The 20426-nt window shown below is 67.2% G+C and carries 24 protein-coding genes; 10 read left to right on the top strand and 14 right to left on the bottom strand.

Annotated features, from left to right (window positions below; all coding sequences use genetic code 11):
- Positions 1 to 24: 24 nt before the first annotated feature.
- Together GTY56_RS16940 and GTY56_RS16945 are read right to left on the bottom strand one after the other, a co-directional pair.
- Complete coding sequence (locus tag GTY56_RS16940; protein ID WP_346345501.1) at positions 25 to 1521, bottom strand: alginate lyase family protein; 1497 nt, start codon at positions 1519 to 1521, stop codon at positions 25 to 27.
- A gap of 254 nt (positions 1522 to 1775) precedes the next feature.
- On the bottom strand, positions 1776 to 2087 hold the full coding sequence (locus GTY56_RS16945; protein WP_161366215.1) for a hypothetical protein: 312 nt from the start codon (positions 2085 to 2087) through the stop codon (positions 1776 to 1778).
- A 189-nt stretch (positions 2088 to 2276) separates the two neighbouring features.
- On the opposite strand from GTY56_RS16945, the gene GTY56_RS16950 reads away from it, so the two are divergent.
- From GTY56_RS16950 to GTY56_RS39990, 5 genes are all read left to right on the top strand, one after another.
- Positions 2277 to 2702: an Hsp20/alpha crystallin family protein gene (locus GTY56_RS16950; RefSeq protein ID WP_202510311.1), complete on the top strand. Its 426-nt coding sequence runs from the start codon at positions 2277 to 2279 to the stop codon at positions 2700 to 2702.
- 135 nt (positions 2703 to 2837) lie between these two features.
- Complete coding sequence (locus GTY56_RS16955) at positions 2838 to 3296, top strand: DUF2267 domain-containing protein (protein WP_161366217.1); 459 nt, start codon at positions 2838 to 2840, stop codon at positions 3294 to 3296.
- Positions 3297 to 3386: 90 nt separating this feature from the next.
- Positions 3387 to 3872 (top strand): winged helix DNA-binding protein, encoded by a 486-nt coding sequence (locus GTY56_RS16960; protein WP_161366218.1) that lies wholly within the window; start codon positions 3387 to 3389, stop codon positions 3870 to 3872.
- A 72-nt stretch (positions 3873 to 3944) separates the two neighbouring features.
- The gene (locus GTY56_RS16965) at positions 3945 to 4331 is read left to right on the top strand and encodes a VOC family protein (protein WP_161366219.1); all 387 of its coding nucleotides are present in this window, start codon (positions 3945 to 3947) and stop codon (positions 4329 to 4331) included.
- 150 nt (positions 4332 to 4481) lie between these two features.
- Complete coding sequence (locus GTY56_RS39990) at positions 4482 to 4835, top strand: hypothetical protein (RefSeq protein ID WP_202510312.1); 354 nt, start codon at positions 4482 to 4484, stop codon at positions 4833 to 4835.
- Positions 4836 to 4887: 52 nt separating this feature from the next.
- On the opposite strand, the gene GTY56_RS16975 is transcribed toward GTY56_RS39990, so the two are convergent.
- Positions 4888 to 5112, bottom strand: coding sequence for a DUF397 domain-containing protein (locus GTY56_RS16975; RefSeq protein ID WP_161366220.1), 225 nt, complete (start codon positions 5110 to 5112; stop codon positions 4888 to 4890).
- A 1-nt stretch (position 5113) separates the two neighbouring features.
- Positions 5114 to 5959 (bottom strand): helix-turn-helix domain-containing protein, encoded by an 846-nt coding sequence (locus GTY56_RS16980; RefSeq protein WP_161366221.1) that lies wholly within the window; start codon positions 5957 to 5959, stop codon positions 5114 to 5116.
- Positions 5960 to 6177: 218 nt separating this feature from the next.
- On the opposite strand from GTY56_RS16980, the gene GTY56_RS16985 reads away from it, so the two are divergent.
- On the top strand, positions 6178 to 6813 hold the full coding sequence (locus GTY56_RS16985) for an ATP-binding protein (RefSeq protein WP_161366222.1): 636 nt from the start codon (positions 6178 to 6180) through the stop codon (positions 6811 to 6813).
- Here GTY56_RS16985 and GTY56_RS16990 read toward each other — a convergent pair.
- Positions 6786 to 7553 carry an HNH endonuclease gene (locus GTY56_RS16990; protein WP_346345502.1) on the bottom strand — a complete coding sequence of 256 codons (768 nt, stop codon included), beginning with the start codon at positions 7551 to 7553 and terminating at the stop codon, positions 6786 to 6788. The two genes, GTY56_RS16985 and GTY56_RS16990, sit on opposite strands and share 28 nt — an antisense overlap.
- Positions 7554 to 7714: 161 nt before the next feature.
- On the opposite strand from GTY56_RS16990, the gene GTY56_RS16995 reads away from it, so the two are divergent.
- Entirely contained in the window at positions 7715 to 8773 is a 1059-nt protein-coding gene (locus tag GTY56_RS16995) for a DNA cytosine methyltransferase (protein WP_161366224.1), read from the top strand.
- Positions 8774 to 8783: 10 nt separating this feature from the next.
- Here GTY56_RS16995 and GTY56_RS17000 read toward each other — a convergent pair whose 3' ends face one another.
- The 6 genes from GTY56_RS17000 to GTY56_RS17025 form a co-directional block, all read right to left on the bottom strand.
- Positions 8784 to 9239, bottom strand: a complete 456-nt coding sequence (locus tag GTY56_RS17000; protein WP_161366225.1) for a very short patch repair endonuclease — start codon at positions 9237 to 9239, stop codon at positions 8784 to 8786.
- Positions 9236 to 9832, bottom strand: a complete 597-nt coding sequence (locus GTY56_RS17005; protein ID WP_161366226.1) for a KpnI family restriction enzyme N-terminal domain-containing protein — start codon at positions 9830 to 9832, stop codon at positions 9236 to 9238. The genes GTY56_RS17000 and GTY56_RS17005 overlap by 4 nt, the downstream gene beginning before the upstream one ends.
- 43 nt (positions 9833 to 9875) lie before the next feature.
- A complete protein-coding gene (locus GTY56_RS17010) occupies positions 9876 to 11276 on the bottom strand; it encodes a PIN-like domain-containing protein (protein WP_161366227.1) in 1401 nt (466 codons plus the stop codon).
- 32 nt (positions 11277 to 11308) lie between these two features.
- Positions 11309 to 12280, bottom strand: a complete 972-nt coding sequence (locus GTY56_RS17015) for a NaeI family type II restriction endonuclease (RefSeq protein WP_161366228.1) — start codon at positions 12278 to 12280, stop codon at positions 11309 to 11311.
- Positions 12281 to 12794: 514 nt separating this feature from the next.
- Positions 12795 to 13811, bottom strand: coding sequence for an SEC-C domain-containing protein (locus tag GTY56_RS17020; protein ID WP_161366229.1), 1017 nt, complete (start codon positions 13809 to 13811; stop codon positions 12795 to 12797).
- A 124-nt stretch (positions 13812 to 13935) separates the two neighbouring features.
- Positions 13936 to 15411: a glycoside hydrolase gene (locus GTY56_RS17025; RefSeq protein WP_161366230.1), complete on the bottom strand. Its 1476-nt coding sequence runs from the start codon at positions 15409 to 15411 to the stop codon at positions 13936 to 13938.
- 223 nt (positions 15412 to 15634) lie between these two features.
- Between GTY56_RS17025 and GTY56_RS17030 the strand changes: the two genes are divergently transcribed.
- The 3 genes from GTY56_RS17030 to GTY56_RS17040 all read left to right on the top strand — a co-directional run bounded on the left by GTY56_RS17030 (position 15635) and on the right by GTY56_RS17040 (position 17769).
- On the top strand, positions 15635 to 15946 hold the full coding sequence (locus GTY56_RS17030) for a DUF6412 domain-containing protein (RefSeq protein WP_161366231.1): 312 nt from the start codon (positions 15635 to 15637) through the stop codon (positions 15944 to 15946).
- 111 nt (positions 15947 to 16057) lie between these two features.
- Positions 16058 to 16768: a YidC/Oxa1 family membrane protein insertase gene (locus GTY56_RS17035; RefSeq protein WP_161366232.1), complete on the top strand. Its 711-nt coding sequence runs from the start codon at positions 16058 to 16060 to the stop codon at positions 16766 to 16768.
- A gap of 143 nt (positions 16769 to 16911) precedes the next feature.
- Positions 16912 to 17769 carry a fumarylacetoacetate hydrolase family protein gene (locus GTY56_RS17040; protein ID WP_161366233.1) on the top strand — a complete coding sequence of 286 codons (858 nt, stop codon included), beginning with the start codon at positions 16912 to 16914 and terminating at the stop codon, positions 17767 to 17769.
- A 111-nt stretch (positions 17770 to 17880) separates the two neighbouring features.
- Here the strand turns inward: GTY56_RS17040 and GTY56_RS17045 are convergent, their stop codons facing one another.
- From GTY56_RS17045 to GTY56_RS17055, 3 genes are all read right to left on the bottom strand, one after another.
- Positions 17881 to 18747: an LLM class F420-dependent oxidoreductase gene (locus tag GTY56_RS17045; RefSeq protein ID WP_161366234.1), complete on the bottom strand. Its 867-nt coding sequence runs from the start codon at positions 18745 to 18747 to the stop codon at positions 17881 to 17883.
- Between the two features lie 89 nt (positions 18748 to 18836).
- On the bottom strand, positions 18837 to 19358 hold the full coding sequence (locus GTY56_RS17050; protein ID WP_033308114.1) for a heme-degrading domain-containing protein: 522 nt from the start codon (positions 19356 to 19358) through the stop codon (positions 18837 to 18839).
- Positions 19355 to 20422: a Gfo/Idh/MocA family oxidoreductase gene (locus GTY56_RS17055; protein WP_161366235.1), complete on the bottom strand. Its 1068-nt coding sequence runs from the start codon at positions 20420 to 20422 to the stop codon at positions 19355 to 19357. The genes GTY56_RS17050 and GTY56_RS17055 overlap by 4 nt, the downstream gene beginning before the upstream one ends.
- Positions 20423 to 20426 lie beyond the last annotated feature (4 nt).

Raw genomic sequence — 20426 nt, forward strand, 5'->3', positions numbered from 1 at the left:
CCGCTCCCCGCCGCATCACAGCGGTTACTCGTCCGCACCCCGTCGCAGCGCCCGGTCACGCCTGCGCAGCAGCAGCAACCCGCCGGCCACAGCGCCGATCCCCGCCGCAGCGGCCCAGCCCGCCCCATCCCCGGACCCGGTCGCGGCGAGATCACCCCCGCCGGCCGGAGACGCCGAAGCCTGCGGCCGGCCACCCCCGGCCCCCCGGGATCCACCGGACGGACCCGAACCCGGACCCGGACTCGGGCTCCGAGTCGGAGTCGGGGTGGCGCCGCCGGCCGCCTCCTCCACCCGGTCGCGGGTGAACGCCAGCGTCCCGAACCCCAGCTGGTCGAACCCTCCGCTGTTGGGCCCGTAGTCCCCGCCCCCACCCTCCGGCGCGGCCTTGGCTGCCGCCCGCGTGAGGTACGACGCCGCCAGCCCCCGCCGCTTGGTGTAGTGGTTGGCGATCATCGCCCAGATGGGCCGGGTCATCGACGGATCCACAACCGCGACATCCGACGCGGTCTCGCTCCCCGACCATCCCCCGATCGCCCCCTTCCGCCGCGTGTTGGCCGTGTACGGCACATCCCCGCCCAGGCTCCATTTGGCCACGTACTGCGCCCCCTTGAGGAACCGGCTGTCGTCGTAGCCGTACAGGTCGACCCCCTGGTTCCACGCCATCTCGCACACCGTGCCCATCAGCCCGACCCCGAGCAGCGCGTGCCCCTGGTCCCGCCCGGCCTCGACCCACTCGCCGAGCCCGTCCTCGTGGACGACGGGAATGGCGTGCTTCACCGATCCCATGCCGTCCCCGTGCTTGAAGTACTCAACGGCCCGCTCGACCACGGCCCGTTCGTCGCAGAAGATCCCCGTCGCGAGCACACACGCGATGGCCGTCAGGTCCCAGTTGGGCCAGTAGTTCGTGACGACGGCACCGTTGTGCCGGGTCAGGAAGTCGTCGCTCAGCGGATGGAAGACGCTGCGCATCAGTTCCTGCGCCCGCCCCAGGTCGAACTCCCCGTGCTCCCGCACCAGTTCGGCGGCGTTCGCGAACTGGTAGCCGTACAACCCCGCCGCCAGGAACCGATCGGCACTGCCCTCCAGCCTGGTCAGCTTGCCCGACCAGGCGTTGAGGATCGCCACGGCGGTGTCGGCGTGCACCTCCTCACCGCTGACGTGATAGCGCAGGGCGTTCTGGTACGCGGCGTGGATGTCGTTGTAGAGGATTCCGTAGTTCTCGGGCGTACCCGACCCCCGGTACACGACCGCCTGCGGATTCGGCCGCCACCCGCTCTGCGCATGCCGGTTCGCGGTGAGCTTGGCGAACCCGGCGGCGTACGGTCTCGCACCCGCCTGCACCTTGGCCGCCATACGGTCCAGATCGGCGCGGGTGTGCAGCAGCCCGGGGTGGGCGAGAGGGGCTCCGGCGGCACCGGCCGGTGTGGCGAGCGCCGTCGCGGTCACCGTCGTGGTCGCACCGATGCCGATACCGATGCCCGCTGCCTTCACGATGCTCCGGCGGCTGATCTGTCGTGTCACGTCGTCGTACCTCAGCGTCTAAGTCGCGTACCTGCGGGGGACGGTGAGGAGACGGCCCGGTGGTGCGGGCGATAACAGAAACTGCGCTATAGTTGATCTGCGTCCAGTCGCCGGAACTCCGGTGAGCGGACAGTGCGTTGGTGGTCCAAGGAAAGACGCCCCACTTCCTGTGGGGAAATGCAGGTGCAAGGCCTGCCCGGCGCTCCAGACAAGAACCCGGCCCTGGGATTCAGGGCCGGGTTCTTTGCTGTCGCCTACGCGCCGGGGCTCCGCCGGTCCGCGACCGCCCACGACGCCAGCCCCACGGCCCCCGCCACCCCGAACACGGCAGGCCAGGCGCCCACCTTCCTGGCCAGCGGATGCGACCCGGCGAAAGCGGCGACATACGCGGCCGACAACGCCCCCGCGGCCACCCCACCGGCCTGCTGCCGCCACTGCCGCGCGGCCACCACCCCGGCCGCGGCCAGTACGACCCCGCCGAGCGGCCGCTGCCTGGTCCAGCGGGCCACGCCGTACCCGCCCACGAGCCCGCTCGCGGCGACCACCGCACTCGGAACCTTCGCCATACCTGCCTCCTGCGTCCTGCGTCTCGCACCCTGCCAGGGATCTCGGCTGGGGATCTTGAGGCTAGCCCGCAGGCTCCCGAAACCCGAACCTGAGCCCAGGCTTGTCAAGTTTCCTCCTCCGAGCTATATAAGAAGACGCAGACCGTAGGGCATCGCACCCACTGCACCTGAAGAGAGGAGTGACCAGTGATGCTCATGCGCACGGACCCCTTCCGTGAACTCGACCGACTCACCCAGCAGGTCTTCGGCCCCTCCGCCGCCCGCCCGTCGGCGATGGCGATGGACGCCTACCGCTCCGGGGACGACTTCTTCGTCCACTTCGACCTCCCCGGCATCGACCCCGAGACGATCGAACTGGACGTCGAGCGCAACGTCCTCAACGTGCGAGCCGAGCGCAGGTCCCCCGCCCCCGAGGGCGCGGAACCGCTCGTCGCCGAGCGCCCCACCGGCACCTTCACGCGCCAGCTCTTCCTCGGCGACACACTCGACACGGAGCGCATCGACGCCTCCTACGAGGCCGGCGTCCTGACCCTGCGCATCCCGGTGGCCGAGCAGGCCAAGCCCCGCCGCATCCAGATCTCGGGCGGGGACACCCGCAGGCAGCTCAGCGGCTGACCGCACCGCACCGCATCGCCGACCGGTACGCCGCGCCGCCGGGCACGATCGCCCCGGCGGCGCGGCACACCCGCCCGCGCCGCACCCGCGCGCACACGTCGACAACCAGCACACACCCGGAGGAAAACCCCGCACATGAGCACGACGACGGTGCCCCGTGTGACTCCCGCCCGCGCCCCCCACACCACCGACGGCAACGGCTGGTCCCAGCTGATCGAAGCGGTCCGCGAGACGGGCCTGTACCCCACCCGGACGAAGGCGGAGCAGGTCACCCGCACTGTCCTGGCCGCCCTCGGCACCCACGTCACCGGCGACGAACGGGTCGACCTCGCCCGCGCCCTGCCCGGCGAGGCCGCCCGGCTGATCGCCGCCCAGATCCCGGCCGCGCACCGGCTCACGGCCGCATGCTTCGTCGACGAGGTCGCCTCACGCACTCCAGGAGCCACGTCAGCCACGGCCCGCTGGGACGTCAGCTCGGTCCTCGGCACGCTGCCGCCCCTCATCGGCGACGACCTGGTCACCCGCATCCTGGCCCAGCTCCCCGCGGGCTACGCCCTCCTGTTCGGCCGAGCCGACCTGACCCCGGCGTCGTAGCCCCGCGCAGCGCGCAAGGCGGCCACCCCTTGAGGTGCAGGGGTGGCCGTTCCTTGACCTCAAGTTTTCTTGAGGTTCTACGTTGTCCGCATGAGCACACAGACGGGAAACCTCAAGGAGTACGCCCCGGAGGAACTGGCCGCCCAGCCGATCGGCTCCTGGACCGGCGAGGCCTACCGCAGGGTGGTGGGGGTCATCCGCGCCCAACTGGCCGTGGAGAACCTCACCCAGCCCCACTGGTGGACTCTCAACCACGCCTCCGGCGCCCCCGGCCACTGGACCCGCGCGACCCTCACCGACCGCCTGACCCCCTACGACGACCAGAACACCGACTTCGACGCGGTCTACGACGACCTCATCGCCCGGGGCTGGCTCACCCAGGACGCGACGGGCGCCATGACCCTCACCGAGGAGGGCGAGGCCGGCCGCCTCCGCGCCCGGGAACGCAATCTCCGCGTCCACCACCGGACCCACGAGGGCATCACCGAGGCCGACTTCATCACGACGATCAACGTCCTGCGCCGCATGGTCGCCAACCTGGGCGGCAACGGGAACCTCCCCGAGAGCCCCAAATAGTTCGACAGACACCGGCCTCCCCGCGCATCCTGCGAGACGCACCTCGCAGAACACCTCTGAGGGAGAAGGCCGTTGAGCCCGACCATCCGCCACATCACCTTCGACTGCACGGGCGAGCCCTACGAACTGGCCCGGTTCTGGTCCCAGTTCCTGGGCCATCCGATCTCCGGCATCGACAAGCCCGGCGACGACGAGGTCCTGGTCGAACTCCCGGACGGAGTGCCCGGCCTCCTCTTCGTCAGAGTCGAGGAGGCCAAGTCGGCGAAGAACCGCATCCACTTCGACCTGGGCCCCACCGGCCGCACCCGTGCCGAGGAGGTCGAACGCGCGGCCTCCCTCGGCGCCCGCATCCTGACGGACCGCACCCTCCCGAACGGCCGGGGCTGGGTCGTGATGGCGGACCCGGAGGGCAACGAGTTCTGCGTCGAACGGGGAGAACTGGATCGAGTGGAGAGCTGACCCTGCATCGCCCACGCCGACGGCCGTGAGCACGTCCTGGCCAACCGGTGGGCAGCACTCCTGGTGACGACGGCCGAGGCGATAACCCGATGCGCAAGCACGCGGCAGCGCCTACGGTCGGAAGCCGCCGAGCCGAACCAGGAGGGGCGCTTGCCACCGGCCGAAGACCCACCACGCGTGTACGAGATCCGCATCGCCGGACACCCGAGCACGGAGGAGGCGCTCGCCCTCCAGGACCCGATCCAACGCCTCCTGTGCCCGGACCCGGACCATGCGCCTCCCTGCGAAGTCCCCTGGAGCTTCACCGTCGCCGACGACGGGCCCGACGACGACTTCACGGCTCTGGTCCTGGGCGTGTATGCGTCCAGAGGGCAGGCCAGGCGGCTGGCGGCCCAGGTGCGCACCCTCGTGGGCGGGGGGAGGGCCGTGGCTGTGAGTGAGGGCGATGCCGGGGAGTGGGGGGAACTGGTGGAGCAGTATGGGTTCGAGCGGGGGCTGCGGTAGGTCTTGCCTAGTTTCTTTGACCACTGCACGCCAGCAACTTGCGCAATGCTCATTACATCGTGGAGCGTACACAGTTCGATGCGTGGCTCACCGCTCCTATGAAGCACCGCCATGCCTCACTGCCAACGAGGATGGTGGGTCCCCCAGATGTCTTCGAGTCGCGTATGAGCGCACCGTTGGCGCTGTGCGAGCACTCCACGCACTCCGTGGTGTTGCCACCGCTGTAGGACGACTTGAACCAACTGGGCTCGGAGGCGATCTGGGGACCGGCGGCCATTTCATAGCTCCTTGCGGGCGCGATGGATCAGGGCGGAGGAAGCCTCCATGTCCAACGCTTGTGCGCGGAGGTACTCGAACGCAAGTCTGTAGCGCTCGAGTTCCGCTTCCTTCTCCAGGAAGAGCGAGCCTGTGTGAATGTCGACGTACACCACGTCGAGGGCTGGCTCAGGACCGCCGATGATGACGAAGCTGCCGAGAGCCGCAGCGTGCGCGCCCTTGGAGAAGGGGAGCACCTGGAGCGTGATGTGAGGGGACTCGTTGGCTTCGAGGAGCCGATCGAGCTGCTCCTGCATCACTGCCGCCGACCCGACGACCCGGCGGATCACCGATTCGTCGAGGATCGCCCACAGATGCAACGGCTTCGGACGGGCGAGGAGTTCTTGCCGTCGCATACGGATGTCGACGAGACGCTCGATCTCCGCCGGTTCCAGCGGCACTTCGTTGGCCCTCTGGAGCGCTGTGCTGTAGGCACGTGTCTGCAGGAGCCCAGGCACATACACGCAACAGAAGTGATTCTCACGAACGGCTTCGTCCTCCAGTGTGAGCAGCAGGTTCATGCTCTCCGGGATGGAGTCGGCGAACGAATTCCACCAGCCCTGTTCTCTGGCGTTCTTGGCGAGGTTGACGACTGCTCGCCGCTCAGCGTCCGTTGCCTCGTACTCACGGCAGAGTGCGTCGACGACGAGCCACTTGACCGGCCCGGTCGTGGTCTCGTACCGACTGACGGTCGCCTTTGATACGCCGACGAGACGCCCGGCCTCCTCAAGTGTCAGGCCTCTGCGGGAGCGCAACTTGCGCATGGTGGCTCCCAGTTGACGGCGCCGTGTCGTGCTCCGTTCGGACATGCGGCTCCTTCACTGTGTGCCGGGCCTCAGCCCGTAGGACGCCCATCAGGCTAGGTAGCCGGCAACCAGGCTCACTACCGAATTCACTCGATAGATTGCGGTGAGAAGTTACATGGTGAGATTTCTCTGTGTCATCCTCTCTATCGTCCGCTACACAGCGCAGCCGGACAGATACGTTCCGGATGACGCGTTGAGTAGCCAGGGAGGGAGGAGCGGCCATGCCTGGCCAAAACGTCACGGAGTCTGAACCCCGCTGTGTTCTGCCCTTCGAAGCGGTGCCGAGGGAGGTGAGCCTGCTGCGAAGAGCAACCATTCAGCAGCTCGACCGATGGGGAGTACCTGCCGCTTCTGATGACGCCGAGCTGATCGTTACGGAGCTGGCCACCAATGTGTCCAAGCACGTCGGCGAAGGTGCGTCGGCGGCACTGGTCCTCGAGCGGAAGGGGGAGAGGATCCGCATGGAACTGCACGACAAGAGCCCTGTGCTGCCGACCCTGCGGACAGCGCACTGCGATGAGGAGTGCGGGCGCGGACTACACCTACTCGCAGGGCTGGCCGTCGATTGGGGAGCAGTTCTCACTGCGGCAGGTAAGGCGGTGTGGTGCGAAATCCCGCTTCCTTACGGGCGGCGGACCTGCCAACGCTTCGAGCGAGCTGTCAAGACCCTGGAGAGCTATCAGCTTGGCCGTGACAGCATCGCTCTGCATGGGTGGAGGAGGGAAGCGGGTCTCGCACAGTCTGCGATCGAGCTGATCGCTGATCTGCTCCACTGGACAACTGCTCGTGGTCACGACCCTGACGACATCCTAGACCAGGCGCTGATGCACTACGAGGCAGAGGCGGACGCGGCCTGATGGGCAGTTGCGGGAAGGAACTTCCCCATGTGCTCTCGGAGAGCGGCCGGCGTGCGCCAGGATTCTCCAGGACGGCTCCTGTGGCACATGCGGTGACAGTTGGCGCACAGGCAGGCGAGGTGGGCGAGCTTCGTCTCCCTGGTGCCCGTGGCGTGGAGGGGAGTGACGTGATGCACTTCGATGTAACCGTCGCCCAGGTCTCCGTACGTGTGAGCAAAGTCGAAGTCGCAGACCTCGCATCGCAGCGGACCTCCCATGAGCCGCGCTTGCTTGATCTTCAACGCCCGGAGCCGCAGGTCCCGCTCGCGAGCCAGAGCGCGCCGTACGAGAAGTCGCCCTTCGATGGCAGTCGAGCCGGCGTCGTCGACTTCGTCGGGTTGCTCCTTGAGGTGACGCAGCTCACCAGAGGCGATGCCTTCCTCGATGGCCTTCGCGGCTTGGAGCATCTCAGTCTCACGCTTGATGAAAGCCTCGATCATGCACAGTGTCGGCTTGCCGCAGCGGGTGACCTTGCCCGAGTAGAGCGGGTGGTTCGTCACGAAGTCAGTGACCTTCCGGCTGACGCTGTCCGGAGAGCGGAAGCCGGGCAGCGCTCTCGCCTCTGGCGCGTGAACCGGAAGCGAGCGCAGCAGGTCCGAGAGTTCCTGTACGTCCACATGCCCGGTTCGGAGTTCACGCCAGCCGTTCTCAGCGACGAGCGCCCCAGCCAGCACGAGCGCGTCCTCAGTCCACGCAGGCATGGGCAATATCGTATGAGTGTTCGTCGCGACGGAGGGTGCGTGCAGCGAACCGCGGTACGTGTTGCAAACTTGGTCGGGTCTCGTTGTCAGTGGGGTCTGTCACCCTCAGTGATGGTGGATCGCAAGATGCGTCTGCCGCTGCACGATTGTAAGGAGGGGACATGACCCGCGTAAACGCACTCAAGTACACCTCAGTGGAGGTCTGCGCTGGAGCTGGAGGGCAAGCGCTTGGCCTCCACAACGCTGGTTTCAAGCACGCAGCTCTCATCGAGATCGACAGAGATGCATGCCAAACCCTCAGGGACAACATCAGGGAGAAACCAGAGTGGAGTGGCTGCAAAGTCATCGAGGCTGATCTAAGGGAGTTCGACCCAGCTGGGTTGGGCTTGGAACCCGGCGAGCTCGATCTCCTGGCTGGAGGCGTCCCCTGCCCCCCATTCTCCGCAGCAGGAAAGCAACTTGGGCGCGACGACGAGCGTGATCTCTTCCCAACCATGCTGGCGCTCGTGGACGACCTCGACCCGAAGGCCGTAATGATCGAGAACGTGCGCGGGCTGCTGGATCCGAAGTTCTCCGAGTACCGGGAAGAGATCGTCAAGGGTTTGGAGACCTTGGGTTACGAGGTGTGCTATTGGGACACCTTGGAGGCCAAGAACTATGGCGTTCCACAACTGCGCCCTCGCGCCATCCTGGTGGCCATGAAGCCAGAATACGCTCAGTACTTTGAGCACAAGAAGCCGGCGGAGACAAAGCAAGTCAGTGTAGGCGAGGCATTGCATGACTCAATGCGGGCACGGTACGACGCGGTGGCGGACGACCCTCGAGCCGAGAAGGCCTTCAAAGATTGGTACGAAAAGGCGCTAGAGGGCGTCGCTCCCACTGTCGTGGGTGGTTCCAAGAAACATGGCGGTGCCGATCTCGGGCCGACACGAGCGAAGCGCGCATGGGCTGCCCTAGGCGTTTGTGGCTTGGGAGTGGCTAACGAGCCCGATGAGATGAAAGACAAAGACCGCGATCTCTTTGCGCCAGCGGGCCCTAAGCTAACGGTGAGCCAGGCAGCTCTGATCCAGGGATTCGATGAAGACTGGCACTTCTCGGGTCGTAAGACCGCAGCGTACCGGCAGGTCGGGAATGCTTTCCCGCCGCCGGTAGCGCAGGCTGTCGGGGAGCAAATCTACACGGCCCTTGAGGCAGCTGAGAAAGCAGCCAGCCTCAAATAGGGGACCCACTTCACTGACTGCGGTTCCGGAGGCGGCTGACAGCAGCCGCGATCTTGAGGGCGCAGTCGTCGGCTGGATCGTGTTCCCAAAACCGCAGCACGGTCCAGCCAGCTGCCTCAAGCTGCGCATCAGTGTCCCGATCACGAGCCACGTTGCGTGCTACCTTGTCTGACCAATAGCTCGAGTTCGTTTTCGGTGGCACGTAGTGCTCAGGGCATCCATGCCAGTAGCAGCCATCGATAAACACGGCCAATTTGGCAGAGCGGAAGACGATGTCAGCAGTCCGGCGAAGGCCAGGAAGCGGCTTTGCTGCGACTCGATATCGCAGCCCTTGAGCGTGCAGCAAACTCCTCACTAGCCGCTCGGGCTTGGTGTCCCGGCTACGGATCGCTTGCATATTACGGCGACGGGCCGCCGAGGATGCCCATGAACCCTGCGGCGGCTCCCAGTTGATTCCGTCATTCATTTTTCTGGGATTCCCGCATTGCGGAGGAGTCGTTTCTGCTCATCCTTGGACTTTGTCTTCTTCCGTACGATATTCCGAACTAGTGAGGGGAGAACTTTGAAGTTCAATTCAAAGGACCGCAGGATGTAAAAGTCAATCCCGTCCTCCTTGTACCAGTCGACATCCATCCCAAGCTCACGGAGCTCACGTGTGCGTCGTTCCGTGTGAACTCCGTCAGCGGTGACGATACGAAGCTTCGCTGCCTCTATGGGGTTTGCCAGATTCTCTTGCAGAAGTGAGAAGAGGCGCTCGTGCAGCTGATCTCCGTATGGAACCTTAAGGAACCCTTCCGCGAAGAACTTGCCGTATCGGGCTTCTGTTTCGGCCTGCACTTGCGCGTGGAGTTCTCGGAACTTTGCATTCTCGTCCGGGAGGTGCATCATCATGCGCGCTTGCAGAGCGTCAGCTGTAACCCGCTTAGCGTAGGTGTACGCCTCAAATAGTTCTTGTGCCTGCGCTTGCCGGGTAATTTGAGAAACCAGTGTTTGCAAGGCGTGCTCGGCGTCAGACCTGAGGTTATGCCATTCCTGCTCGGGTGAATCAGGAGCGGGCATTCATGTCTCCTATCGTATAGTCGGGCAACCCGCCGGGCCGGGTTCAGTCAGATGCCTTTGAATCCAGTTGCTGTGCTGCTAGGCGCTGAAGGATTTTCCTATCGCCCGGGGATGCGATGTTAACGATATGGGCAAACCAGGGAGCAATCCACGAGGAACTCTGGTATGGCCATTCGCCGAGTCGCAGGCAGTTCCCTGGCAGCCAATCCGGATCCGGCGGTGACGCTGACCGTGCGGCCGCGGCCACCGTTATTCGAGGCTCGGCTTCGTAGAGCGGGCGCCGCTCTAGTTCCGCAGTTACGCCGATCAACCACCAGTTTAGGACGTTGCGCAGATGTGGAAGAAGCTCGCGAGGAAGCGAAGTGTTGTGCAGGCCGGCAGCGCTGTACGCTGAGAGCACCAACTCTGAGGGCGGCTCCATGTGCGGTGCCTCCAGCTCGGTGATGGTGACCTCATCGGCGGCTTCGGCGGCCCGGTCGATCTCTTCGTACGTCTCATCGGCAATCTCTGCGTCCAAGAAGCGATTAACGCCGCGATAGAATTGGCCTGGCGTTTCTATTCGCAGTTCTGCGCCTGCACGCATGCGCAATTCACTCGCTAGAGACGGCCATGGTCTACGGCCTCGGCCGAGTTCTTCCGGCTCGTACCAGTCCTCCTTGGTGTCACGAGAGACGAAGAGGAGCCGCTTACGCTCGGGCGAGGCAGCAAGGAATTCTACAACCTCTTCCCACAGCAGGAAATCTCCTGCAGCGGCAAGTGGAGTTCCCTTCCCCGAGTCGGAGAAGCCGGGAGGTATCTCGTTAGGGAATCTGTACGAGGAAGCCTCATCCACCCGGCGCCGAATCTCCGCAGGGTGGGGCGGTTCGGCAATGTTGGGTCCAAAAAGTTCCGCCACCTGCGGAAGGACGGGGTCGTTAGCCTCGACTGAGGCGGGTACAAGGTCATGATCTTTGAGACCTTGCACAAGGCTAATGAGTTCCTTCTTCCATTCACTCAGTAATGCGTCTACGGCTTGACTGGAAATTTTCGCTGCCAAAGATTCACTTGCTTCTGTGTCCCATGCGTATTTGACAAGGAGTTCCTGGACGAATTGCCTAGCTCCTACGACGGCCCTGTTGGCGTCCCCAAGCTTGCGGTTGAGCAGGCCGGGGGCGTCCTTGAGGGCTTTTGCTCTCTCGGCGATCACGCGATGCCGACCTCGCACGAACTCTAGTCCCACCTGGTGCGGGAGCCAAAGGCGTTTCTGCACACTCGTGAGGGCGTTGATGACCTGCTCGCGGGCAGCAGGTGTGTACTCGTATAGGCTTAGCAGGACGTTTGTGTCGAGTACGACCGTTCCGTGCGTGAAGAACTTTGGCCGCTCCGGACTGTCCTCAGGCGGGCTCCCTTGCAGCCAGTCTCTGTACTGTCTTATCAGTGGGAGGGCATCCCCGGGTCCTTGCACTGCATCACTCCTTCGTCGGACTTTTCTTTCCTTCAATCTGCGGAGGTATGCTTCGGAAGGAGTGGCCCCGGTTCCTCTGAGTCGCTCTGCGTGGCGACCCTCCACCAACTTCCTTCGAGTTCGACCTGTGGTTTGGGTTTCTCGCCAGGTCGAGTCTTGACTACCCGTACGCTGACGAATTCCCCTTCCCGTGGCGCAGGGATTTCCAGCTTCGTTGCGATCGACTGATGGGTGGCGTAGTCCCCCATGATCAGAATTCCCTCCTTGCGCAACGCGGACCGAGCGCCACCGTTGCCCCTCACGCGTTTCATGTAGTCCTTTTGCTGGGCAACAGTGCGCACAACGTTTCGGCCGATGCGGCGGGACTGGACCAGTCGAAAAAGATCGTTGAGCCGGGCTTGCCCTGACTTGTGAGAGAAAATCCGCTCTCGATCTCTTGGGTTCATATGGAGCAGGACATTCTCGGGAAGTTCCGAGTTGTGCCATAGCCAGATGATCTTGTTGCGATGCTCGGCTTTCACTGTGAGCTTTAGGTCTCGATTGTTGCCGCCGTTAAGCCACTCGCGCCGTATGCGGAGGAGTCCCGCACTCCAGCGGCTCTTTGAGTCATCCGCCCAGACGAGCAAGCACAAATGTCCGATAGCTTCGGGCGGAATCATCCAACCGCCAAACTGCTGTGAATACTTGCAGTCCACGTCGACACCAGCTATTCGATAATCCATGCTGATGCCGTCGTCGAACTGAAATTCCCGCTGCAAGTTGATCTCAACGAGAGTACCTGCGTGTGTCTTCTCAGTCTTGAACAGCGTCTTCCAGTCGTATCGGCCAGTCACCTCGCCGTTGAGCAACTGGTCGATCGTGTCGCGCAGTACGGTCGCGAAGCGTCGACCGCTTGGGTCCAAGCGATGGATCCGATCGCGCACCGCGTCAAGCTCTGGATCCTCCAGGGCCGCTGCCTGAGCGCTGATGTTGATCGCTGCGGAGATGTCGTCTAGGGGGAACACGACCCGTTCCTGTTCTGCGAGTTGGCGACAGGCGAAGTGACCTTACATAGAGCACTCCACCATGACCCTACGGCCGGTCGTATGTGTTTGATCTCGACGATTGCAGAAGCGGAAGTGCTCATGGCCGGAAGCATGCTCAAGACCGTAGTCGAGCACTGGATCTGGGGGATCTGAGCATCAACCCCCTGCGATAGGCGCCTCGAAGCACGCAAGTGATAAACGGGGTGGCCGCCCGCTTCCTGGCCAGTCTCGTGCCTCCGCGCGCCGCCCCAAGGGCGCTCCCACTCCGCTGCGCTGCGTTTCCGCGTCGCCTGCGCCGATGGCCTGCGGGCCACCCTTGACCCGGGCCGCTCCAGCACGGGAGAGAAGCGAGCGGGCGGCCCGGGGAGCGGGGTCCAGGGTGGGCAGCGCAGCAGTGCGGTGTGCAGGTGCTCGGCGTGACGGGCGCGTCAGCGGTTCCGCGCACGCCGGGTTGGATCAGCGGCCACCCGCAAGGGGTACGTGGAGTCGGAGATCAGGCAGCGCTGCCATGGCACTCGCCGTACGCCCGGCCCGACCCGCACCAGCAAGCCGCCCCCTGCTGTGGCGGCCAGGCCACCGCCCGCCCCCGCGCCGCCAGTGTCGTCGCGTACTGGGGGAGGAGGGTCGTGTCGTCCGGGGAGGAGAGTTCCGAGGCGGCGAAGGCCTCGTAGGACGGGACCGTGCCCGTCACGATGCCCAGGTTCGGGGTGCCGGAGGCGGACAGTTCGCGTAGGGCCGTCTCTATGGTCGCGAGGTGTTCCTCGTGGGTCGGGTACTCCGTCGTGAGCGCCGGGTACGCCTCCAGGAGTTCCGTGAGTTCGCCCGCCGGCCAGTGCAGGACCGCTACCGGGAAGGGGCGGGAGAGGGCCTCCCGGTAGGCGCCCAGCTCTGCTCGGAGGCGGAGGATCTCCGCCTCCAGTTCCGCGGGGTTCTCCGAGCCCAGGGACCAGACCCGCTTGGGGTCGTGGAGTTCGTCCAGGGTGATCGGGAGGGAGTGGACGGTGTCCGCCAGGGCATCCCACTCGTCGTGGGACCTGCCCAGCATGCGCCGTACGCGGTGGCGGCCGAAGAGGAGGGGGTGGGTGGCGTAGGGGGGCTCGGCGACGTCCGTCAGGAGGTGGCGTACGGCCTCCGTGAACGTGTCGTGGGCCGCTTCCAGCTCGTCGTGGGACTCCAGGGACTCCGCCACGATCACCCAGGGCGCCGGGTCGCTGGGGGACGCCACCCGGACGCCCTCGATGATCGCGCGGGCCTCGGCCTCGTGGCCGTACTCCCAGAGGTTGGAGGCCTTGAGCGCCCGCACCAGGTGGGGGTTCTCCAGGCCGTCCGGGGAGGACAGCAGACGGTCGTAGAGCGTGGTCGCGGTGGGGCGGTCGCCGGAGAGTTCCAGATGGGCCGCTGCCCGCAGCAGCAGGGCCTCGGCGTCCTCGGGATACAGGCCGGCAGTCCGCTCCAGGCGTGCCGCCTCGGCGGTGTGGTCGACGTTTTCGGCAGGCGTGTCGGGGCGCATGGGGGACACCGTACTGCCGGGAGGTGACGAGCGTGAGAGATGCGCAGGCCAGACCACCCGGCCTCCCGACTTCCCATGCTCGCCCCCCAGGCTTCGCGGTTCGCCCCGAACCGCCGCCGCGGACTTACAGCGTCACGCCGTCTATCTGGAGGGTTTGGACTGATTTGGCAGTGAAGGGGACGCTTACGGATTTGCCGGACATGCGGATGTCGGAGCGTGCCGTGTAGAGGTCACCGCCGCCCGTCGTGACCGTGTTCCAGCGGGGGACCAGGCCTCCGGAGCCGCCCGTGACCGTCGAGAAGCGGGAGAGGTCGAAGGTGAGGGTCTGGGCGGAGGCGGAGGTGTTCACCGCCACGATCACCAGGCGGCGGGACGTCGCGTCATACGCCGCCACCGCGTAGTCCACGCCCGTGCTCACGATCGTCATGCCGGGGCGGATGTGGCGGCTGAACTGGGCCATCACGTAGTGCTTGGTCTGGACGGTGGTCGGCTGAAGGGTGTTCGCGTCGTAGGCGATCATCGCCCAGCCCGATGACGGGTCCATGACCTGCCAGTAGCACCAGGCCGTGGGGTGCAGCCAGCGGAAGTCGAGGCAGAGGTTCGAGGCCATGGTCAGGCCGGTGCCGTCGCTGTCGCCCGTCTCGGAGTTCCACAGCTTCTTGCGGGAGGTGGTCACCACGTCCGTGTAGAGGAGGTCGCGGCGGCCGCCCGAGCCCTGGTAGCCGTGCACGTTGACCTGGGAGACCAGGCCCTTGGTGGTGGAGTTGAAGGACGACCAGGTGGAGCGGGCCGTGTCGTAGTTCGTCTCGTCCGAGGCCGCTATGCGGAGGTTCGTCAGGCCGCGCTTGTCCAGCTCGCTGCGCATGTAGGGGAGGACGGTGGCCTGGACCGCCGGGTCCATGTGGCAGCCCTCCTGGGTGCCGGTCGCGGTCCACCAGGTGGAGGCCGGCTCGTTGAAGGGGTCGACCGTCGCGAAGTTCACGCCCCAGTTGTTCTTCGCGTACAGGGCCGTCGCCGCCAAGTGGCTCGCGTGCTGGCGGTAGTTCCAGGTCTGGAGGTTGTTGCCGCCGCCCGCCGCACCCGAGGGGTTGTGGTTGCTGCACATCCACCACATGGGGGAGTTGGCGAAGAGTTCGGTGATCGCACCGCGCTGGGTCGCCTTCACCAGCATCGCGCGCTGGTTGGCGTCCGCCGTCCACTTCCACGCCGAGGAGGAGGGATCCTCGTTGTTCCAGTCCTGCCAGAACCCCTCGATCTGCTTGAAGGCGGGGATGTTGGGCGACTTCACCATCGTCTCGCCGCTGACGCTGTTCCAGCTGCACGCGCCGAGGTTGTAGCGGGCGATGTTGAGGCCCAGGCCGGGGAGGGAACGGCCGTTGTAGGTGACGGACTTGGTGGTGAAGAACAGGTCGGCGAAGTCGTCCCGGGCGCCGAAGACGTTGGCCCACCAGGCGAGGGAGGTGCCCCAGCCCTCCCAGGTGCCGTACGTCGTCGACGGGTTGACGGCGATCGTGGCGTCCGCGTGCGCGGTGCCCGTCGCCAGGGCGCTGCCGAGGAACGTTCCGCCTGCTGCGGCCAGCAGACTTCTGCGTCGTATCACGGCTCCTCCGTAAGGGAGATGAGGGCGCACGCCGGTCCCCGGCCCGGCGTCGCAAGGGGGCCCGTTGTCGGGTGACGAGAAGCATCGGGTGTGGCAGGTGGGTTGTCGAGAGTTCTGACGGGCCTTTCTCAAACCCGTGTATGAAGTCGGGGGTCCGGGCGGGAGGGCCATCCTGTATAACGAACGACAGGGCATACACACGTACGAGGGGAGGGGCAGGCCGATGAACCGGAGCTGGGCGACGCTGCGTCCCGCCCTCGCGCTGCTCTTCCTGCTCGTCGAGGTGGCGCTGCTCGACACCGGCGGCCTCTCCGCCGCCGTCGCCCTCGCCGCGACCACCGCGGCCTTCGCCGCCCTCGCGCTCTGCGCCGTCGTCGCCTCCCGCTGCGCGCCCACCGTGCCGCGCACGCGGGTGCGCACGGCGATCCGCGACCGGGAACGGCGTACGGCCTTCCTGCCCCAGCGCGATCCCGACGCCCGGGGGCGTACCCGGCCCCGGGCCCCCGGTCACGCCCTCCGGGCGACCGTCGCGTAGGGGCGTAACCACAGCAGGGTGCGGGCGTCTCCCCACCTGAAGTGACCCCGCGCGGGTCGTCATGCCGCCATGACCTGTTCCGGCACGACGAGACCCCCGGAGGGCTCACCCATGTCCGTCTTCGCCACCCTGGTCGAGCACCTCGCCGACCTGCTCCAGCCGCTGTTCGGCGCCTCGGCCGCGGCCGCCGCGATCGTCCTGTTCACCGCGCTCGTACGCCTCCTCGTACACCCCCTGTCCCGGGCCGCCGCGCGCGGCCAGAAGGCCCGCACCGCACTCCAGCCGAAGATCGCCGAGCTGCGGAAGGAACACGGCAAGAACCCCGAGAAGCTCCAGAAGGCCGTGCTGGAGCTGCACGCCGAGGAGAAGGTCTCGCCGCTGGCCGGCTGCCTGCCCGGGATGCTCCAGATCCCCGCGTTCTTCCTGCTCTACCACCTGTTCTCCAGCGACACGGTCGGCGGTGAGCCCAACGGCCTGCTCGGCCACCGGTTGCTGGCGGCGCCGCTGGGGGAGCGGTGGGCGGACGCGCTCCAGGGCGGAGTCCTCAGCGGTGCGGGGCTCGTCTACGCCGGGCTGTTCGTGGTCGTGGCCTGCGTCGCCGCGTTCAGCTACCGGATCAGCAAGCGCATGATGGCCGCGAACCCGGCAGCCCGGGCCGCAGGCGGGGAGCAGCTGCCCGGGCTGGGGGCGGTGACGAAGGTGATGCCGTTCATGTCGTTCTTCACGCTCGTCACCGTGGCCGTCGTGCCACTGGCCGCCGCGCTGTACGTCGTGACCAGTACGACGTGGAGCGCCGTCGAGCGGGCCGTGCTGTACAGGTGACCGGGCGGTCGGGGTCCAGTACGTGAACGGGGTATTGCGGAGTGCCCGCCCAGCTTGGAGGATCGACCAGTCCTCCGATGGCTGTCCCGCCGCATCCGGGTCGCGTGCATCGGCCGGGCGCCCGCGATCGAGGGAGACTGATCATGAAGCTGCTGCGAGTCGGTACGGCGGGGGCGGAGCGGCCCGCGCTGCTCGACGCCGAGGGGACCCTGCGGGACCTGTCGGGCGTCGTCGCGGACATCGACGGCGCGCTGCTCGCCGACGACGAGGCACTCGGCCGGGTCCGGGCCGCCGCCGACGCCGGTGACCTGCCCGTCCTGGACGCCACCGGGCTGCGGATCGGGCCGCCGCTGGCACGGATCGGCAAGATCGTCTGCATCGGGCTGAACTACCACGACCACGCACGCGAGACCGGCGCCGAGCCGCCCGCCGAGCCGGTCCTCTTCATGAAGGCGCCGGACACCGTCGTCGGGCCGAACGACACGGTCCTCGTGCCGCGGCGGTCCCTCAAGACCGACTGGGAGGTCGAGCTGGCCGTCGTCATCGGGCGTACGGCCAGGTACCTCGGCTCCACCGAGGAGGCGCTGGCCCACGTCTCCGGGTACGCCGTGGCGCACGACGTGTCCGAGCGGGAGTTCCAGATCGAGCGCGGCGGGACCTGGGACAAGGGGAAGAACTGCGAGACGTTCAACCCACTGGGTCCCTGGCTCGTCACGGCGGACGAGGTACGGGACCCGCAGGACCTGTCCCTGAAGCTCTGGGTCAACGGCGAGCTCAAGCAGGACGGGACGACGGCCGAGCAGATCTTCCCGGTCGGGGAGGTCGTGCGCTACCTCAGCCAGTTCATGACGCTCCACCCCGGCGATGTGATCAACACCGGGACACCGGCGGGGGTAGCCCTGGGCGCGCCCGAGCCGAAGCCGTTCCTGCGGGCCGGAGACGTCGTGGAGCTGGAGATCGAGGGGCTCGGGCGGCAGCGGCAGGAGTTCAAGGACGCGTAGGCGCTCCGCCGGGAGGGGAGGGGGACTGCGGTCCGTTGCCGGCTGCGGTCCGTTGCCGGCTGCGGGCCGTCCGTGGCTGGTCGCGCAGTTCCCCGAGCCCCTGAAGGAACGTCAGTCCAGCAGATCCGCCACTTCGCGCCAGGCCTTCCTCGGGAGGGCGTCGCGGGGCTCGCCGGTCAGGACCTGGAGGGCGACGTGGTCCGCGCCCGCCTCGAAGAAGGCGTCGATCTTCGTGCGGATCGCCTGGTCGTCACCCCAGGCGAACAGGGCGTCGACCAGGCTGTCGCTGCCGCCGTCCAGCAGGTCGTCCTCGGTGAAGCCGTGCCGGAGGAAGTTGTTGGTGTAGTTCGGCAGGGGGAGGTAGATCTCCAGGAACTCGCGGGCCAGGGCGCGGGCGCGGACCGGGTCCGTCTCCGGGACGACGCCCAGCTCCGGCGCCAGCAGCGGGGCCTCGCCCAGGATCTCGCGGGCGTGCGCCGTGTGCTCCGGGGTGACCAGGTACGGGATCGAGCCCGCCGCCCGGTCGCGGGCCAGCCGCAGCGACTTCGGGCCCAGGGCGGCCAGGAGCCGGCGCTCCGCCGGAACTCCCGCGGCGTCCAGGCCGTCGAGGTGGCCGACCAACGCCGAATAGGGGCGGGCGTACTGCTCCACGCGCTTGGCGTGGCTGACCCCGAGGCCCAGCAGGAAACGCCCGGGGTGGGCCGACTCCAGGTCCGCGAAGGCCGCGGCGGCGGCGTCCGGTTCGTGCTGCCAGATGCTCTGGATGCTGGTGCCGACCGTGAGCGTCGAGGTCGCCTCGATCAGCGGGGCGGCGTTGGCGGCGGAGCTGTTGCCGCCCAGCCAGACGGCGCCGTAGCCGAGTTCCTCCAGTTCGGCGGCGGCCTCGGCGAGTTCGCCGCGCCGGTCCGGGTCCTCCGAGCGCAGGCCCACGCTCCAGATGCCGTACCGGCCGACTGTGTCCTTCAGGGGGGTGGTCATGGGGTGGGGTCCCTCCGGTGGGCGCCGTCGTCGATCACGCGTACGCAGGTGCCAACCGGAGGGGGTCCCCGCTCATTCCGGGGCCGGAGTCAGCGGTCCAGGAACCGCTCCAGCGCCTCCACCACCAGCCGGTGGTCCTGGAGTTGCGGCAGGCCGGACACCGTCACCGCGCCGATCACGCCCACGCCCTCGACGGTGATCGGGAACGAGCCGCCGTGGGCCGCGTAGGTGTCGGGGTCGAGGCGCGAGGACTCCTCGAAGGTGCTGCCCTTGGCGCGGAAGCGGGCGCCCACCAGGTAGGAGGCGGAGCCGTAGCGTTCGACGACGCGGCGCTTGCGGGCGATCCAGGCGTCGTTGTCCGGGGTGGAACCCGGCAGGGCCGCGTGGAAGAGCTGCTGGCCTGCGCGGTGGATGTCGATGGCGACCGGGGCCTGCCGCTCCCGGGCCAGCTCGACCAGGAGCGAGCCGAGCGCCCAGGCGTCGTCGTACGTGAACTGGCGGAACACCAGGTGGCGTTCCTGCTTCTCCAGCTCCTCCAGGCTCGGGGTGAGCTCCGGGTGGAACTTCGGGGTGAGCCCCTGGCTGTGGGAGGGGTTGCTCTTGTGGGTCACAGCGTCACCGTCACCTTCTCGCGGGCCGAACGACGGGCGGCCTCCAGTACGTCCAGGGCGGCGGCCGCCTCCCGTGCGGTCACCGGGTTCGGGGCGCCCTCCAGCAGGGCCTTCGCCACGGCCGCATAGTAAGCCGGGTAGTCGCCCGGGAGGGTGGGCTCGGGGCGGCCGCCGCCGGTCACCGGGGACTCGCCGGAGCCGACGCGGCCCCACAGCGACTCGTCCTCCGCACCCCAGCCGGGGCCGGGACGCTGGCCGTCCCGGAGCGCCGCCTCCTGGGGGTCGAGGCCGTACTTGACGTAACCGGCGGAGGAGCCGAGGACGCGGAAGCGGGGGCCGAGTTGGGCGGTCGTCGCCGAGACGTAGAGGTGGGAGCGGACTCCACTGGTGTGGGTGATCGCGATGAACGTGTCGTCGTCCGTCTCGGCGCCCGGGCGGCGGATGTCCGTCTCCGCGTAGACGGAGGCCGCCGGGCCGAACAGGACCAGGGCCTGGTCGACGACATGGCTGCCGAGGTCGTAGAGCAGACCTCCGATCTCTGCGGGGTCGCCGGACTCCCGCCAGCCGCCCTTCGGCTTCGGGCGCCAGCGCTCGAAGCGGGACTCGAAGCGCCACACGTCGCCCAGTCCGCCTTCGTCCAGCAGCTTGCGCAGGGTCAGGAAGTCGTTGTCCCAGCGGCGGTTCTGGAAGACGGAGAGGAGCAGCTCGCGCTCCTCGGCCAGGGCGGCCAGTTCGCGGGCCTCGGCCGCGGTGCCCGCGACGGGCTTGTCGACGACGACCGGCAGGCCGGCCTTCAGCGCGGTCGTCGCAAGCGGCACGTGCGTCTTGTTCGGGGACGCCACGACGATCAGGTCCAGCTCGGCGGCCCGGGCGAACAGCTCGTCGGGTGTGGCGGCGAGGCGTACGTCCGGGAACTCGGCGCGGGCCTGCTGCTGCCGCTCCGGGTTCGAGGTGACCACCGTGTCGAGGGCGAGGCCCTCCGTGGCGGCGATCAGCGGGGCGTGGAAGACGGAGCCGGCGAGGCCGTAGCCGACGAGGCCGACGCGGAGGGGTGTGCCAGTCATGCCC

The sequence above is a fragment of the Streptomyces sp. SID5643 genome (assembly GCF_009872555.1).
Lineage (GTDB): Bacteria > Actinomycetota > Actinomycetes > Streptomycetales > Streptomycetaceae > Streptomyces > Streptomyces iakyrus.

Bases quoted from the DNA above. Each gene is read 5' to 3' on its own strand.
- GTY56_RS17030 (WP_161366231.1), top strand. From the start codon at position 15,635: ATGAACCGGAGCTGGGCGACGCTGCGTCCCGCCCTCGCGCTGCTCTTC.
- GTY56_RS17045 (WP_161366234.1), bottom strand. From the start codon at position 18,747: ATGACCACCCCCCTGAAGGACACAGTCGGCCGGTACGGCATCTGGAGC.
- GTY56_RS16955 (WP_161366217.1), top strand. From the start codon at position 2,838: ATGAGCACGACGACGGTGCCCCGTGTGACTCCCGCCCGCGCCCCCCAC.
- GTY56_RS16960 (WP_161366218.1), top strand. From the start codon at position 3,387: ATGAGCACACAGACGGGAAACCTCAAGGAGTACGCCCCGGAGGAACTG.
- GTY56_RS16985 (WP_161366222.1), top strand. From the start codon at position 6,178: ATGCCTGGCCAAAACGTCACGGAGTCTGAACCCCGCTGTGTTCTGCCC.
- GTY56_RS17000 (WP_161366225.1), bottom strand. From the start codon at position 9,239: ATGAATGACGGAATCAACTGGGAGCCGCCGCAGGGTTCATGGGCATCC.
- GTY56_RS17005 (WP_161366226.1), bottom strand. From the start codon at position 9,832: ATGCCCGCTCCTGATTCACCCGAGCAGGAATGGCATAACCTCAGGTCT.
- GTY56_RS16950 (WP_202510311.1), top strand. From the start codon at position 2,277: ATGCTCATGCGCACGGACCCCTTCCGTGAACTCGACCGACTCACCCAG.
- GTY56_RS17040 (WP_161366233.1), top strand. From the start codon at position 16,912: ATGAAGCTGCTGCGAGTCGGTACGGCGGGGGCGGAGCGGCCCGCGCTG.
- GTY56_RS17020 (WP_161366229.1), bottom strand. From the start codon at position 13,811: ATGCGCCCCGACACGCCTGCCGAAAACGTCGACCACACCGCCGAGGCG.
- GTY56_RS16975 (WP_161366220.1), bottom strand. From the start codon at position 5,112: ATGGCCGCCGGTCCCCAGATCGCCTCCGAGCCCAGTTGGTTCAAGTCG.
- GTY56_RS16990 (WP_346345502.1), bottom strand. From the start codon at position 7,553: ATGCCTGCGTGGACTGAGGACGCGCTCGTGCTGGCTGGGGCGCTCGTC.
- GTY56_RS16995 (WP_161366224.1), top strand. From the start codon at position 7,715: ATGACCCGCGTAAACGCACTCAAGTACACCTCAGTGGAGGTCTGCGCT.
- GTY56_RS17055 (WP_161366235.1), bottom strand. From the start codon at position 20,422: ATGACTGGCACACCCCTCCGCGTCGGCCTCGTCGGCTACGGCCTCGCC.
- GTY56_RS16945 (WP_161366215.1), bottom strand. From the start codon at position 2,087: ATGGCGAAGGTTCCGAGTGCGGTGGTCGCCGCGAGCGGGCTCGTGGGC.
- GTY56_RS16980 (WP_161366221.1), bottom strand. From the start codon at position 5,959: ATGTCCGAACGGAGCACGACACGGCGCCGTCAACTGGGAGCCACCATG.
- GTY56_RS17035 (WP_161366232.1), top strand. From the start codon at position 16,058: ATGTCCGTCTTCGCCACCCTGGTCGAGCACCTCGCCGACCTGCTCCAG.